Annotated in this window: 13 protein-coding genes; 8 read left to right on the top strand and 5 right to left on the bottom strand. The window is 60.7% G+C overall.

Going from position 1 to position 13,028, the window contains the following annotated elements:
* Positions 1-79: 79 nt before the first annotated feature.
* The 4 genes from dbpA to BMX75_RS07210 all read left to right on the top strand — a co-directional run bounded on the left by dbpA (position 80) and on the right by BMX75_RS07210 (position 5,497).
* Positions 80-1,477 carry an ATP-dependent RNA helicase DbpA gene (dbpA, locus tag BMX75_RS07195; RefSeq protein WP_092827030.1) on the top strand — a complete coding sequence of 466 codons (1,398 nt, stop codon included), beginning with the start codon at positions 80-82 and terminating at the stop codon, positions 1,475-1,477.
* Between the two features lie 45 nt (positions 1,478-1,522).
* Positions 1,523-2,401, top strand: a complete 879-nt coding sequence (locus BMX75_RS07200) for a PA4780 family RIO1-like protein kinase (protein WP_092826621.1) — start codon at positions 1,523-1,525, stop codon at positions 2,399-2,401.
* Between the two features lie 167 nt (positions 2,402-2,568).
* The gene (locus tag BMX75_RS07205; protein WP_092826623.1) at positions 2,569-4,458 is read left to right on the top strand and encodes an ABC transporter ATP-binding protein; all 1,890 of its coding nucleotides are present in this window, start codon (positions 2,569-2,571) and stop codon (positions 4,456-4,458) included.
* Between the two features lie 31 nt (positions 4,459-4,489).
* Positions 4,490-5,497 (top strand): zinc-dependent alcohol dehydrogenase family protein, encoded by a 1,008-nt coding sequence (locus tag BMX75_RS07210; RefSeq protein WP_092827032.1) that lies wholly within the window; start codon positions 4,490-4,492, stop codon positions 5,495-5,497.
* A 97-nt stretch (positions 5,498-5,594) separates the two neighbouring features.
* Here the strand turns inward: BMX75_RS07210 and BMX75_RS07215 are convergent, their stop codons facing one another.
* The gene (locus tag BMX75_RS07215) at positions 5,595-6,326 is read right to left on the bottom strand and encodes a YebC/PmpR family DNA-binding transcriptional regulator (RefSeq protein WP_092826625.1); all 732 of its coding nucleotides are present in this window, start codon (positions 6,324-6,326) and stop codon (positions 5,595-5,597) included.
* Positions 6,327-6,520: 194 nt separating this feature from the next.
* On the opposite strand from BMX75_RS07215, the gene BMX75_RS07220 reads away from it, so the two are divergent.
* Both BMX75_RS07220 and BMX75_RS07225 read left to right on the top strand, forming a co-directional pair.
* Positions 6,521-7,138: a LysE family translocator gene (locus BMX75_RS07220; protein ID WP_092826627.1), complete on the top strand. Its 618-nt coding sequence runs from the start codon at positions 6,521-6,523 to the stop codon at positions 7,136-7,138.
* 87 nt (positions 7,139-7,225) lie between these two features.
* Complete coding sequence (locus tag BMX75_RS07225) at positions 7,226-7,711, top strand: glutathione peroxidase (protein ID WP_092826629.1); 486 nt, start codon at positions 7,226-7,228, stop codon at positions 7,709-7,711.
* Here BMX75_RS07225 and BMX75_RS07230 read toward each other — a convergent pair.
* Positions 7,708-8,091: a DUF7079 family protein gene (locus BMX75_RS07230; protein WP_092827034.1), complete on the bottom strand. Its 384-nt coding sequence runs from the start codon at positions 8,089-8,091 to the stop codon at positions 7,708-7,710. The genes BMX75_RS07225 and BMX75_RS07230 overlap by 4 nt on opposite strands.
* Before the next feature lie 139 nt (positions 8,092-8,230).
* Here BMX75_RS07230 and fabV point away from each other — a divergent pair, with 139 nt between their 5' ends.
* A complete protein-coding gene (fabV, locus tag BMX75_RS07235) occupies positions 8,231-9,436 on the top strand; it encodes an enoyl-ACP reductase FabV (protein WP_092826631.1) in 1,206 nt (401 codons plus the stop codon).
* 164 nt (positions 9,437-9,600) lie between these two features.
* The gene (locus BMX75_RS07240; RefSeq protein ID WP_175474711.1) at positions 9,601-10,578 is read left to right on the top strand and encodes a GlxA family transcriptional regulator; all 978 of its coding nucleotides are present in this window, start codon (positions 9,601-9,603) and stop codon (positions 10,576-10,578) included.
* Here the strand turns inward: BMX75_RS07240 and BMX75_RS07245 are convergent.
* The 3 genes from BMX75_RS07245 to BMX75_RS07255 form a co-directional block, all read right to left on the bottom strand.
* Entirely contained in the window at positions 10,570-11,364 is a 795-nt protein-coding gene (locus tag BMX75_RS07245) for an SDR family NAD(P)-dependent oxidoreductase (protein ID WP_092826633.1), read from the bottom strand. The genes BMX75_RS07240 and BMX75_RS07245 overlap by 9 nt on opposite strands.
* 155 nt (positions 11,365-11,519) lie before the next feature.
* Entirely contained in the window at positions 11,520-11,840 is a 321-nt protein-coding gene (locus BMX75_RS07250) for an antibiotic biosynthesis monooxygenase family protein (RefSeq protein WP_066321531.1), read from the bottom strand.
* A 91-nt stretch (positions 11,841-11,931) separates the two neighbouring features.
* Positions 11,932-12,966, bottom strand: a complete 1,035-nt coding sequence (locus BMX75_RS07255) for a C45 family autoproteolytic acyltransferase/hydrolase (protein WP_092826635.1) — start codon at positions 12,964-12,966, stop codon at positions 11,932-11,934.
* Positions 12,967-13,028 lie beyond the last annotated feature (62 nt).

Genomic DNA, 13,028 nt, shown 5'->3' on the forward strand with positions numbered 1-13,028 from the left:
GGGGCGCTTTCTGGTATGGTGCGAGGCATTAAGGCCGCTCATGCTTAGCGGGGTATTTTCGCCCCTTCAGGAATTTTCCGTGTCCGACACTTCTTTTGCTTCTCTGGCACTGCCAAGCGCACTTGCCAGTAATCTCGACTCTCTGGGTTATCACCACATGACGCCGGTTCAGGCACAAAGCCTGCCGCCCATGCTGGCTGGCCGCGATGTCATGGCCCAGGCCAAGACCGGCTCGGGTAAAACCGCCGCCTTTGGGCTGGCATTGCTGGCCGAGCTGCGCGTCGAGGCGTTTGCCGTTCAGGGGCTGGTGCTGTGCCCCACCCGGGAGCTTGCTGATCAGGTGGCTGAGGAGCTACGCCGCCTGGCCCGGGCAATGCCCAACGTGAAAATCCTCACCCTGTGCGGGGGAGCGCCGCTGGGGCCACAGCTTTCATCGTTGGATCACGGCGCGCATATCGTGGTGGGCACGCCGGGGCGCATTGACGAGCACTTGCGCAAAGGCTCTCTGACGCTTGGTTCGCTAACGACCCTGGTGCTGGATGAAGCCGACCGCATGCTGGATATGGGCTTTCAGGAAACGATTGACGCCATCATTGCCGACACCCCGGCCGACCGCCAGACGCTGCTGTTTAGCGCCACCTTCCCGGACGAGCAGGCATCCGGCGGGCTGGCAGCGATGACGCGCGGCGTGATGCGCGACCCGGTGACGGTCAAGGTGGCCGAGGTTCATGACGCCACCACCATCGACCAGCATTTCTACCAGGTCGCGAGCGAAGACGCCCGCTTTGCGGCACTCAAACAGTTGCTGTTGGTTAACCGGCCGACCACCAGCGTGGTGTTCTGCAATACCAAGCGCGAGACTCAGGCGGTGGCCGACCAACTGGTCGATGCCGGTTTTAGTGCGGTCGCGCTGCACGGCGACCTGGAGCAGAAAGACCGCGACCGGCTGCTTGTCTTGTTTGCCAATCAAAGCGCGTCTATCTTGGTCGCCACCGACGTGGCGGCCCGTGGCCTGGATATCGCCCAACTGGATGCGGTGTTCAACTACCAGATCGCCCGTGAGCTGGACGTCCACGTCCACCGCGTGGGGCGCACCGGGCGGGCTGGGGCGAGCGGCATTGCCTGTACCCTGGTAACCCCCAAGGAGACTTATCGGCTGGAAAAGCTGGCCGACGTGCTGGGTGAAACCCTGACCACCGAGCCGCTGCCCAAGGCAACGAACGCTTTGCCGTTCGAGCCGCCCATGGCCACCCTGCAACTGGCCGGTGGCAAGAAAGACAAGTTGCGCCCCGGCGATATTTTGGGTGCACTGACCAGTGAAGGCGGCTTGCGCGGAGACCAGGTAGGCAAGATAAAAGTGCTTGCTCGCAGCGCCTACGTGGCGGTTGTGCGGGACAGAGTTCAGCAGGCCCAGGCAAAGCTTGAGCGTGATAAGTTGAAAGGGCGAGCCTTTCGCGTCCGTCGCATTCGCCATTAAGTGTCTATTTGAGCGTGAACTGAAAAGGAGCCAACGCAGCGACCCATGAAAATTCCTAAACGATTACAGCCCTTGGTTGATGACGGCATGATCGACGAAGTACTGATGCAATTGATGAGCGGTAAGGAAGCCCAGGTCTATGTGGTGCGCTGCGGCGAAGAGGAGCGCTGCGCCAAGGTCTTCAAAGAAGCCAAGCAGCGTAGCTTCAAGCAGGCGGCCCAGTACCAGGAAGGACGTAAAGAGCGTAATTCCCGCCGCGCCAGAGCGATGTCCAAGAAAACCCGTTACGGCCAGAAAGAGCAGGAGCAGGCCTGGCTCAACGCGGAAGTCGATGCGCTTTACCGGCTGGCCGGTGCAGGCGTGCGGGTACCCGAGCCCCACGGCTTTGTGGATGGCGTCCTGCTGATGGAAATGATCACCGACGCCGACGGCAACGTGGCTCCACGCCTGGATGAAGTCACCTTGACACCGGAGCAGGCAGAGGCCTACTTCGCGAAGGTGATTCAGGACGTGGTGCGCATGCTGTGCGCCGGTTTGATCCACGGCGACCTGTCGGAGTTCAACGTGCTGGTGGATGCCCATGGCCCGGTGATTATCGACCTGCCCCAGGCCGTTGACGCCGCCGGTAATAACAGCGCCGCGGCGATGCTGTATCGCGATGTGGATAACATGCGCAACTACTTCGGCCAGTACGCCCCCGCGCTTCTCGACACCCATTACGGCAAAGAAATGTGGGCGCTGTACGAATCCGGCGAGCTGCATCCCGACAGCAAGCTCACCGGTCATTTCGACTTTGATACCCACATTGCCGACGTGGATGAACTGATGGAAGTCATCGACGACGCCAAAGAAGAAGAAGCCGAGCGCCAGGCGCGCATGCGCGACGACGGCGAGGATGATGGCGAGATTCCACAGCCTTATTGACGCTCCAAACGGTTAGCAGCAACGGCAAGTTTAGCCGGTACAGGATTGTGTCGACCACACCGCCGCAACAGCGCTGCTGGTTACTCGCCTGACCGGTAAGTGGTGGGACGGTTGGCTGCTGTGCTTCCGGCCTTCCTGCCCATCATCAAACGGAGGAAGGACTCTTCATGCTCTCGCGTATGCTCGCGCCATTGTTTCGTTACTTTGAAACGCGCGTTGACCCTTATCCTGAAGGTAAAGTGACGACACCACCCAAGGGGCTGGCGGCGTTCATCTGGCATTTTTCCCGCCCGGTTTGGCCGCTGTTGCTGCTCATGTCGCTGTTGACTGCCCTGGTTTCCGCCGCCGAGGTGGTGTTCTTCAGCTACATGGGCGAGCTGGTGGATTGGCTCGGCAAGGTGGAGCGGGAGAACTTCTGGGCCGAACATGGCCTGTGGCTTTCGGGGGTAGGGGTTCTGGTGCTGATTGGCCTGCCGCTGTTGGTCTTGGCGCAGTCATTGGTGACGCACCAGAGTATCTTCGGCAACTACCCGATGATCGGCCGCTGGCTATCGCATCGGCATATGCTCAGCCAGAGCCTGGCGTTTTATCAGGACGAGTTTGCCGGGCGCGTGTCGCAGAAAGTCATGCAGACGGCGCTGGCGATTCGCGAAACCGTCACCAAGGTAATGGATCTGCTGGTCTATGCCATCGTGTATTTCACCGGCGCGGCGATTTTGCTGGGCCGTGCTGATCCTTGGCTGCTGCTGCCGCTGGGGCTCTGGCTTGCTGGCTATCTGGCGATCATGTGGTTTTTCGTACCGCGTCTGCGGGATGTTTCCATGGCTCAGGCGGATGCCCGCGCCCAGATGACCGGTCGCGTAGTGGACAGCTACAGCAATATTCAGACCATCAAGCTGTTCGCCGACACCCAGCGGGAACAGGGCTACGCCAAGGATGCCATGGAAGGTTTCATGGGCACCGTGCACCGTCAAATGCGCCTGGTCACCATCATGAGCGTGTGCCTGACACTGCTGAATACGGCCCTTCTGGTGGGCACCGCGGGGATGGCAATCAGTGCCTGGTACCTGGACGCGATCTCATTGGGCGTGCTTGCCATTGCCATCGCACTGGTCATGCGGATTCGTTTCATGTCGGACTGGATTTTATGGGAGGTCGCTGGGCTGTTTGAAAACATCGGTACAGTACAGGACGGCATGAACACGATCGCCCAAGAGCCTACCGTTCGTGATACACCCAATGCCCGGGCGCTAAGCGTTCCCCATGGGGCGATTGCTTTCGAGGGGCTGCGCTTCGGCTATGAACAAGCCAAAGGCGAGGACAGAACCGTGTTCGACGGCTTGAGTCTGACTATCGCGCCGGGTGAGAAAATCGGCCTGATCGGCCGCTCCGGGGCGGGTAAGTCGACACTTGCCAATCTGCTGCTGCGTTTTTACGACCTTCAGGGCGGGCGCATTGTTATCGATGGGCAAGACATCGCCGGGGTTACGCAGACTTCGCTGCGCCACCAGATCGGTATGGTGACCCAGGACACCTCGCTACTGCACCGTTCGCTGCGCGATAACATCCGCTACGGCAGTCCCCACGCCAATGATGACGACGTCTGGGAGGCGGTATGTCGCGCCCATGCGGATACCTTTATCAATGATCTGGTCGACCCGAAAGGGCGGCGTGGGCTGGACGCCCATGTGGGCGAGCGCGGCGTCAAGCTGTCCGGCGGCCAGCGGCAGCGCATCGCGATTGCCCGGGTGTTGCTCAAGAATGCCCCGATCCTGGTACTCGATGAGGCCACCTCGGCGCTGGACTCCGAGGTGGAAGCCGCCATCCAGGAGCAGCTCGATACCCTGATGGAAGGTAAAACGGTGATTGCGATTGCCCACCGGCTGTCCACCATTGCGATGCTCGACCGGCTTATCGTGGTCGATGAAGGCCGGATTGTCGAAAGCGGCACCCATGCCCAGCTACTGGAAAAGAATGGCATTTATGCGCGTCTATGGCGTCGGCAATCGGGTGGGTTCATCGGCCTTGATGTCGATGCTGTTAGCCCCAATGATTAATGTACCGACCATTCTGTCCAAAGAGGTGTTCATGCAAGCGATTCAACTCAATCAGCCCGGCGGTCTCGACAAGCTAACGGTAGTGGATCAAGCCGCGCCCGGCGAGCCGGGGAAAGGCGAAATTCGTGTGCGCTTGCACGCCAGTTCGCTGAACTTTCACGACTACGCCGTGGTAGCCGGAATGATCCCCACCGAGGAGGGGCGTATTCCCATGTCGGATGGTGCAGGCGTTGTCGACGCCGTCGGTGAAGGCGTGAGCGAGTTTTCCGTGGGCGACCCGGTGGTGTCGACGTTCTTCCCCGGCTGGCTGGAGGGCCCGGCGCGGGTTGGCGACTTCCGTACCACCCCCGGCGATGGCATCGATGGCTATGCGCGTGAGCAGGTGATCGCGCCTGCCACCTCGTTCACCTACCAGCCGGCTGAATACAGTCACGCTGAATCCGCCACCCTGACCACCGCCGGGGTTACAGCCTGGCGCGCATTGGTCGTCGATGGCGGACTGAAAGCTGGCGATACGGTGCTGGTACTGGGCACCGGCGGCGTGTCCATCTTTGCGCTGCAATTTGCCAAGATGATGGGCGCACGGGTCATCGCCACGTCGTCCTCCAACGAGAAGCTTGCCCGCCTGCGCGAATTGGGCGCGGAGCACACCATCAACTACAAAGAGACGCCCGAGTGGGGCAAGGCCGTCAAGGCGCTGACCGAAGGCGAGGGCGTTGATCATGTGGTGGAAGTGGGTGGCTCTGGCACGCTTCCGCAGTCGATCGATGCGGTCAAGATCGGCGGTCATATTGCACTGATCGGCATATTGACCGGCCGTGAGGGCGAGATTCCCACTGCCAAGCTGATGGCCAAGCAGGCCACCCTGAAAGGCTTGATCGTCGGCAGCCGTCGCGACCAGATTGAAATGATTCGTGCCATCGAGGCCAATGGCATGCGGCCGATTATCGACCGTGAATTCCCGCTGACCGACATCGCCGATGCCTTCCGTCACCAAGAGGCCGGGAAACACTTTGGCAAAATCTGCCTGACCTTCTAGTGATGGATAAGCCCCAAAGCGTGACTGTCAGGCCTTAGCGCCTGGTCCTGCTTTGCACCAGCGCCGCCATCATGGGCGGCGCTGGTGTATCAAGCATTTATTCGTCGTCTGAGGGCAGCTCAGCGCTATGGTAGACGTTTTGTACGTCGTCCAGATCGTTCAGCATGCCGAGCAGTTTTTCGAACATGGCCACATCGTCGCCTTCGACCGGTGTGGTGGTTTGCGGCAGGAACTGAATTTCATCGGCCTCGAACTCGATGTCGCCGAAGGTGTCGAGCAGCGCCTGCTTGGCCTTGGCGTAGTCGATATGCGGCGCAAACACGGTGATGCGGCCGTCTTCCTGCTCGATATCAGTGACGTCGACATCCGCTTCCATCAGCGCTTCCAGCACGGCTTCCTCGTCGCTACCGGCAAACGCGAAAATCGCGCAGTGGTCGAACATATGGCTGACGCTGCCGGGGGTGCCGATTTTGCTCTTGGTCTTGGTAAAGCAACCGCGAACGTCGCCGAAGGTGCGGTTGGGGTTGTCAGTCAAGCACTCGACAATCACCATGGCATTGCCGGGCCCGAAGCCCTCGTAGCGCGCCGCTGAAAAGTCTTCGCCGCCCGCCCCGCTGGCTTTATCCAGCGCCTTGTCGATCACGTGAGAGGGTACCTGATCCTTCTTGGCACGCTCCATCAGGCCGCGTAGCGCCAGGTTGCTATGGGGATCGGTGCCGCCCGACTTGGCGCAAACGTAGATCTCGCGACCGTACTTACTGTAAACCTTCGTCTTTGCATCGGCCGTTTTGGCCATGGATTCTTTACGGTTCTGAAAAGCCCTACCCATGTTGACGTCCTGTAATTAGTGATTCCCCTGCTGATCAGGGTGTCATCAAAAAAGCCAAAGTTTACCCAACAGGATATCATGCTAACAGCGTTATTTGCGTAAGCGCAGGCGTCTCATCGCCCGACATGGCTTACACTGCAAGGCGTCATCATTTGCCGATGTCGAAAGGACAATAAACGATCTAGGAGGATCATATGCCATTCTCGCTATGGTTGTCGCTCGCGGCGGTATGCGCCATGGGCGCGATGTCACCGGGACCCAGTCTGGCGCTGGTACTGCGCCATACCCTGGGTGGGGGGAGGCTGTTGGGCGTGACCGCGGCGTTATGCCATGCCGGTGGCGTTGGGCTCTATGCCCTGCTGACCGTGCTGGGCCTGGGCGCGCTGATTGTGCAGTGGCCGACCCTCTTCCAGTTGATTACCTGGGTAGGGGCTGCGTATCTTGCCTGGCTGGGCATTAAAGCGCTGCGTGCCGGTAGTGCCGGGGCGATGCAGCAACAGGCAATGGTCACGTCCGGCGCCCGGGCTGCCAGGGAGGGCGTGTTGGTGGCGCTGGGCAACCCCAAATTGATCCTTTTCTTCGTTGCGCTGCTCAGCCAGTTTGTCACGCCCGATATGAGCCTGGTTGCCAAAGCGCTCATCGTGGTCACGGCGATGGTCATTGACGGAGGATGGTACGTGCTGGTGGCCGTTGCCCTGTCGCATTCACGGGTGCTGCCCTGGCTTCAGCGCCGCGCCCACTGGATTAATCGGGTGACCGGGATTTTGCTGCTGGCATTGGCGCTTCGCGTGGTGGCCGGTCCGCTGGTCTAGGTTGGCAGAGACTGGCTTGGGGAACTGGTGCGTCGAGCATAGACATGGCATGGTAAGTGGCGAGGCGTTCCAGGGGGGAGGCGGCAGATGACATTTTACGATCAGGATTGTTACAACCACATGGGGCAGCCGTTTAACCTGCGGGCGTTGCAGGGGCAGGTGTTGCTGATCGTCAACGTCGCCAGCCGTTGTGGCTATACCCCGCAGCTCAAAGAGCTGGAAATGCTTTACCAACGCTATCGGGATCGCGGTTTCACGGTACTGGGGTTTCCCTGTGATCAGTTTGGCAAGCAGTCGCCGGAAAGTGCTGAGGCCTTTTGTACCTTTGGCGAGCAGCAATATGGCGTCACGTTTCCGCTCATGGAAAAAGTTCGGGTCAATGGCAGTGACGCCCACCCGTTGTTCGTGTTTTTAAAGCGCGAGGCGCCCGGCGTGTTGGGGACGACAATGATCAAATGGAATTTTACAAAATTCCTGGTCGGGCGTGATGGCAAGGTCATTGCGCGCTTTGGTCCCCGGGATCATGGCCGCTTGTTACGGCTACGCCTGGAACGCGCGCTCGACGAGGTTTAGGTCTCGCCGCGGGCGACCATTACCCGGTTCATCAACTCGTTCCAACGATGGCGGACCATCATGGTCGTCAGACCTGAAAACAGTGCCCAGCTCTTGCGCCGCCAGCCTGTCAAACGCAGGTTGTGGCTGACCAGTTGCTGCATCAGTTTGCGGTTATTGAACTCACGCCATTCGCTGGCAATGGACAGTTGATGGCGGGCCATCACCGGCGCCATCTCCAGGCGGAACATCCATTCAAGCTCTTTGAAGGTCATATCAAAGCGCTGAACGACCTCGACCATCTGGGCGTAATCGCGCTCACTTGGCTCGCGGTCCAGCCATAACGGGGCCAGTGCCAACCATAAATCGCCACGTTCATCGACTAGCTGCTGTGCGTTCATTAACAAAGCCTCACGGGCGGTCTGTGATAAAACAATATCCTGACGTGAAAGGTCCATAAGCTCAATAGCGGACAGCGCCGCTCTAGACCGCTAGAATAGTGCCACTGATGAGCTAATTATTTTGAAAGCGAGGTTCCCCTTGATTATCAAACCCAAAGTACGCGGCTTTATTTGCACGACCACCCACCCGGTCGGCTGCGAGCAGAACGTTCGCGAGCAGATCGAGGCCACTCGCGCCCGCAACCTGGATAAAAGCGCCGGGCCCAAAAAGGTGCTGGTGATCGGGGCTTCCAGTGGGTACGGCCTGGCGGCGCGCATTACCGCGGCGTTCGGCTACGGAGCGGATACCCTGGGGGTGTTCTTTGAAAAACCGGCGACCGAGAATAAGCCCGGCACCGCAGGCTGGTATAACAGTGCGGCGTTTGACAAGTTCGCCAAGCAGGAAGGCCTTTACAGCAAGTCGATCAACGGCGATGCGTTCTCCCACGAAGCGCGCCAGAAAGCCATTGAACTCATCAAGCAGGACATGGGCGAAGTCGACTTGGTGGTCTACTCGCTGGCATCGCCGGTGCGCAAGCTGCCGGATAGCGGCGAGCTCAAGCGCTCGAGCCTTAAGCCGATTGGCGAAACCTACCGGGCGACCGCGATCGACACCAACAAGGACGCCATCATCGAAGCCGAGGTGGAGCCCGCCACCCAGCAGGAAATCGACGATACCATCACCGTGATGGGCGGCGAAGATTGGGAACTGTGGATGGATGCGCTGGACCAGGCCGGTGTGCTGGCCAAGGGCGCGCGCAGCGTGGCGTTCAGCTATATCGGCACGGAAATCACCTGGCCGATCTACTGGCACGGTGCGCTGGGCAAGGCCAAGGAGGACCTGGACCGTGCCGCAGCGGCGATCGATGCCAAGCTGAAAGAGACCGGTGGTGGCGCTAACGTGGCGGTACTCAAGTCGGTGGTCACCCAGGCCAGCGCGGCGATCCCGGTGATGCCGCTGTATATCGCCATGGTGTATCGCATCATGAAAGAGCAGGGCGTCCACGAGGGTACGATCGATCAGCTTAACCGCTTGTTCGGCGAGCGCCTCTACGCCCCGCAGGGCGGTGAGATGGCCACTGACGAAGTGGGCCGTCTGCGCCTGGATGACTGGGAGTTGCGCGACGATATCCAGAAGGCCTGCCAGGATCTGTGGTCGGAAGTCACTACCGATAACCTGTTCGAGATCACCGACTACGCAAGCTATAAACACGACTTCCTGAAGCTGTTTGGCTTCGGGCGCGACGATGTTGATTACGACGCCGATGTTGACCCGATGGTCGACTTTGATGTGGTCAACCTCTAAACCAGTTGCCGCTAAATGGCGGTATTAGCGTTATGAAAACGTCGGGCCTGGGAGCTCGGCGTTTTTGCATTTATACGTCATGTTTTGTTCACCGCGACGCGGCCACTGCCTTTACCCAGGCAATTGGTTAAGATGTCGGTTTGTTTTCGTCACGGCGGTTTTCCATGCAGCATAACCCGGTCAACTCCCCCAATGCCGCGTCGCGACGGCGGGTAGCGTTTGTGCTGCTGCCGGGGTTTTCGATGCTGGCACATGCTGGCGCGCTGGAACCTTTGCAAATGGCCAACCAGCTCAGCGGGCAGATGCTTTATCACACCGTCACGCTGAGTATGGACGACGAAGCCGTTCGCAGTGGCGCGCAGCTTTCCGTGCTGGCGCAGCATACGCTGGCAGGCACGCCTGGGCCGCTTGATCTATTGCTGGTCTGCGCCCCGACGCCGCTGCCCTATGCGCTGCCCGCCAAGCTCAATGAATGGCTGCGGGGATACGTGGGGCGCGGCGTGATGCTGGGGGGACTGGCGGGTGGCACCGAGGTGCTGGCGCGCTGCGGGCTGCTGGAAGGTTACCGCGCCACGCTGCCCTGGCAGCGGTTCGACGCCTTTTCCCAGGCCTATCCGCAAGTCACGCTTTCCCAGCAGCTGTTTGAGATTGACCGCGACCGGCTTTCCTGCGCAGGCGGCACGGCGGCGATGGACATGATGCTGACGCTTATCGGTCAGCACCACGGCGCTCGCCTGGCCGAGCAGGTCTCGGAGCAGTTCGTTTGCGACCGGATTCGACTGGCGGACGAGCGCCAGCATGTGCCACTGCGCAGCCGCTTGGGCCATGCACCGCAAAGCCTGGTGGATGCCGTGACGCTGATGGAAGCCAATATCGAGGAGCCGCTCTCTACCCTGGAGCTTGCCGAGCATCTGGGAATATCCCGGCGCCAGTTGGAGCGGCTGTTCAAGAAGTATCTGCAGGCGGTGCCCAGCCGCTACTACCTGGACCTGCGTCTTCAGGAAGCCCGCAAGCAGCTACGGGAAAGCGACCTGGCGGTAGGCGATATTGCCTTTGCCACTGGCTTTTCTTCCGGGGCGCATTTTTCTACCGCCTACCGCCACCACTTCGGCATGACGCCGAGGGAAGAGCGGTTAGGTTAGCGTATCGACAATGCCGCCTTCCACGCGTAGGGCGGCGCCGGTGGTGGCGCTGGCCTGGGGCGAGGCCGCATAGACGCTCATGCTGGCGACTTCCTCGGGGGTTGCCAGGCGCTGGATGATCGATGAGGGGCGGTTTTCCTGCACGAAACGTGCTTCCACATCCTGCTGGGAGATGCCTTCTTTCTGGGCGATCTCGCCAAGCATGTTGAGCACCCCTTCTGAGCGGGTCGGCCCGGGGAGGATGGCATTGACGGTCACCTGGGTGCCGCTCAATACCTTGGCCAGCCCCCGCGAGACCGACAGCAGCGCCGATTTGGTCATGCCGTAATGGACCATTTCGCTGGGGATGTTGATGCCCGATTCACTGGACAGGAACTGGATGCGGCCCCAGTTGCGCTCACGCATGCCTTGAGCGTAGTGGCGCGAAAGGCGCACTGCGCTCATGATGTTAACGTCGAAGAACTGCTGCCAGGTGGCGTCGTCGACCTCAAAAAAGTCCTGTGGGCCGAAGATGCCGACGTTGTTGATCAAGATATCGGTGCTGGGCTGTTGCTTGATCAGCGTCTGGCAGCCGTCGGCGGTGCCCAGGTCGGCGGCCACGCCCGTCGCTTTGGCGTTGGGAACGTCTTTCTTGATGGCCGCGATGGCCTCGTCAATGCGTGCCTGGGTGCGCCCGGTGATAACCACCTCGGCACCTGCATTGGCCAGGCCCTGGGCAATCGCAAAGCCGATACCTGCGGTCGAGCCGGTGATAATGGCGTGCTTGCCGTTGAGATCAATCTGCATGGAGTGCTCCTCTCGTCCTGAGTATCAGTACCTCACTACACAACGAATAACTTTATAGCTTGCTAAGGAATATGGGGCTCTTATGGCGCTCTTCAAGGGCAGCGTTCTTCCATACCAGGCTCATTCATGCCAAATGTGATCGCTAGCCCGCCCGTTTATGACTCGGCATTCGGCGGCATCACCACCCACTCCGGCTCCTCGAATTCGCCAATCAGGCGGATCTCGCAGCAGGGGGCCGCACGGCGGATGATTTCCTTTATCTCCGGGTTGGGCTGGGCTTCCATGGCGTCGCGGCTGGCCTTGCTGTCCCAGTGGGCAATGGCGATCAGGGTGTTGGGATCGCCGATCTTGCGATGCAGCTCGGTGCCGCGTGCCCCTGGCGCCTGCTGGATGAGCTGGCTGGCGCGGACCCAGGCATCGGCGTAGTCCTCGGCGCGGTAGCCGTCGCGGATATGCACTTCGAAGATATATTTCATGGCGCTTCTCCCTGTTGCTGCTGAAGCTTTTGATCCTGGGCCAGTGTATCCCGCCCAACATCCTGATACAGCTGCCTCTGTTCTCGCGCCGCTAGTCGAGCGCGATGCTCAGCGTCTGCCGGGCATTGCAGGGGTAGCCGTGGCGCAGGTGCAGGGTGCGCTCGTCGAGGTTCATCACCACCGCGAAAAGGGTCTCCATGCGCTCGGCCTCGGGCAGCTCGATGTCAGTGTGCTTGCAGATCGACATGGGCGCATTGTGGTGGTCGCTCAGTACGTCGAACAGCGCGCTGACGCTGGCCTTGGGCGGTGGGGCGAGCAGCTCATCGAGGCGGCGCAGGCGCACGTGGGAGTCGGGCTTGGGGAAGTCGGCGACACAGGCGGCCGCGGCGTAGAGGTGGTTGGTGTGGGTCACGCGCCCGTCGCGGGCCTCGAGTACCCCTGGCGGCCCGGGCTGGACCTCGAAACCGGCGGCCTGGCCTGCAGCGCTGGCGACCAGAAAGTGTGCCGGTGAGGCGACGCGGTCTTCCGCGACGATGCGTTGGGCGCTGGCGAAACCGTCGCTCTCGAGCAGCTTGCGCAGGGCGACGTGGATCGGCAGGCCGTCGCCGCAGGTCTGCGAGCGGATGGCGTTGAGACACACGCCGAGGCCGTGGGCGTTGAGGCCGATCTTGGCCAGCATCCCGGCCTCGCCGACGCTGACCAGCGGCGGGGCGTCGTCGCCCTCTATGCGCAGTACCACCACGTTATCGAGCTGGTCGAGGCGCCAGTCCCAGTTCTGGGCCAGCCATTGGCGACCCTGCTGGTAGAGCGAGAAGGCGGAACAGCCGCCGCTGGCTTGGGTTAGCGAGATCTCGCTGCGGCAGTTGAGGGTGAGAATGTCGTCGCGCTGCAGGTCGGCGCCCTCGGCAATGCCCTCGAGCTCATCCAGGATCGCCGGAAAACCGCGTTCGATAGCCGGTATAAAGCGCTGCGCCACCTGCCGGGCGGCGGCCCAGTCGAGGCCTACAAAGTCTTGAAACAGCCGGTCATAGACCTCAATGCTGCGCTGAATCTGTGCGGCATGGCGCTGGCCATGGGCCACGCCAATGGCATGGCGGCTACCACGCAGATGGGTTACGTCGAGCATGCGGCGTGCTCCTCGGGGGATTTCCTCAAGCCTACCGCGAACAGCGTTGAAGTGCAGGTGGG

Origin of the sequence: Vreelandella subterranea, assembly GCF_900111305.1 — a bacterium.
GTDB lineage: Bacteria > Pseudomonadota > Gammaproteobacteria > Pseudomonadales > Halomonadaceae > Vreelandella > Vreelandella subterranea.

What these genes read in the sequence shown, in the direction of transcription:
- BMX75_RS07200 (WP_092826621.1), top strand. Translation starts at nt 1,523, where the DNA reads ATGAAAATTCCTAAACGATTACAGCCCTTGGTTGATGACGGCATGATC.
- BMX75_RS07205 (WP_092826623.1), top strand. Translation starts at nt 2,569, where the DNA reads ATGCTCTCGCGTATGCTCGCGCCATTGTTTCGTTACTTTGAAACGCGC.
- BMX75_RS07210 (WP_092827032.1), top strand. Translation starts at nt 4,490, where the DNA reads ATGCAAGCGATTCAACTCAATCAGCCCGGCGGTCTCGACAAGCTAACG.
- BMX75_RS07215 (WP_092826625.1), bottom strand. Translation starts at nt 6,326, where the DNA reads ATGGGTAGGGCTTTTCAGAACCGTAAAGAATCCATGGCCAAAACGGCC.
- BMX75_RS07220 (WP_092826627.1), top strand. Translation starts at nt 6,521, where the DNA reads ATGCCATTCTCGCTATGGTTGTCGCTCGCGGCGGTATGCGCCATGGGC.
- BMX75_RS07225 (WP_092826629.1), top strand. Translation starts at nt 7,226, where the DNA reads ATGACATTTTACGATCAGGATTGTTACAACCACATGGGGCAGCCGTTT.
- BMX75_RS07230 (WP_092827034.1), bottom strand. Translation starts at nt 8,091, where the DNA reads ATGAACGCACAGCAGCTAGTCGATGAACGTGGCGATTTATGGTTGGCA.
- BMX75_RS07240 (WP_175474711.1), top strand. Translation starts at nt 9,601, where the DNA reads ATGCAGCATAACCCGGTCAACTCCCCCAATGCCGCGTCGCGACGGCGG.
- BMX75_RS07245 (WP_092826633.1), bottom strand. Translation starts at nt 11,364, where the DNA reads ATGCAGATTGATCTCAACGGCAAGCACGCCATTATCACCGGCTCGACC.
- BMX75_RS07250 (WP_066321531.1), bottom strand. Translation starts at nt 11,840, where the DNA reads ATGAAATATATCTTCGAAGTGCATATCCGCGACGGCTACCGCGCCGAG.
- BMX75_RS07255 (WP_092826635.1), bottom strand. Translation starts at nt 12,966, where the DNA reads ATGCTCGACGTAACCCATCTGCGTGGTAGCCGCCATGCCATTGGCGTG.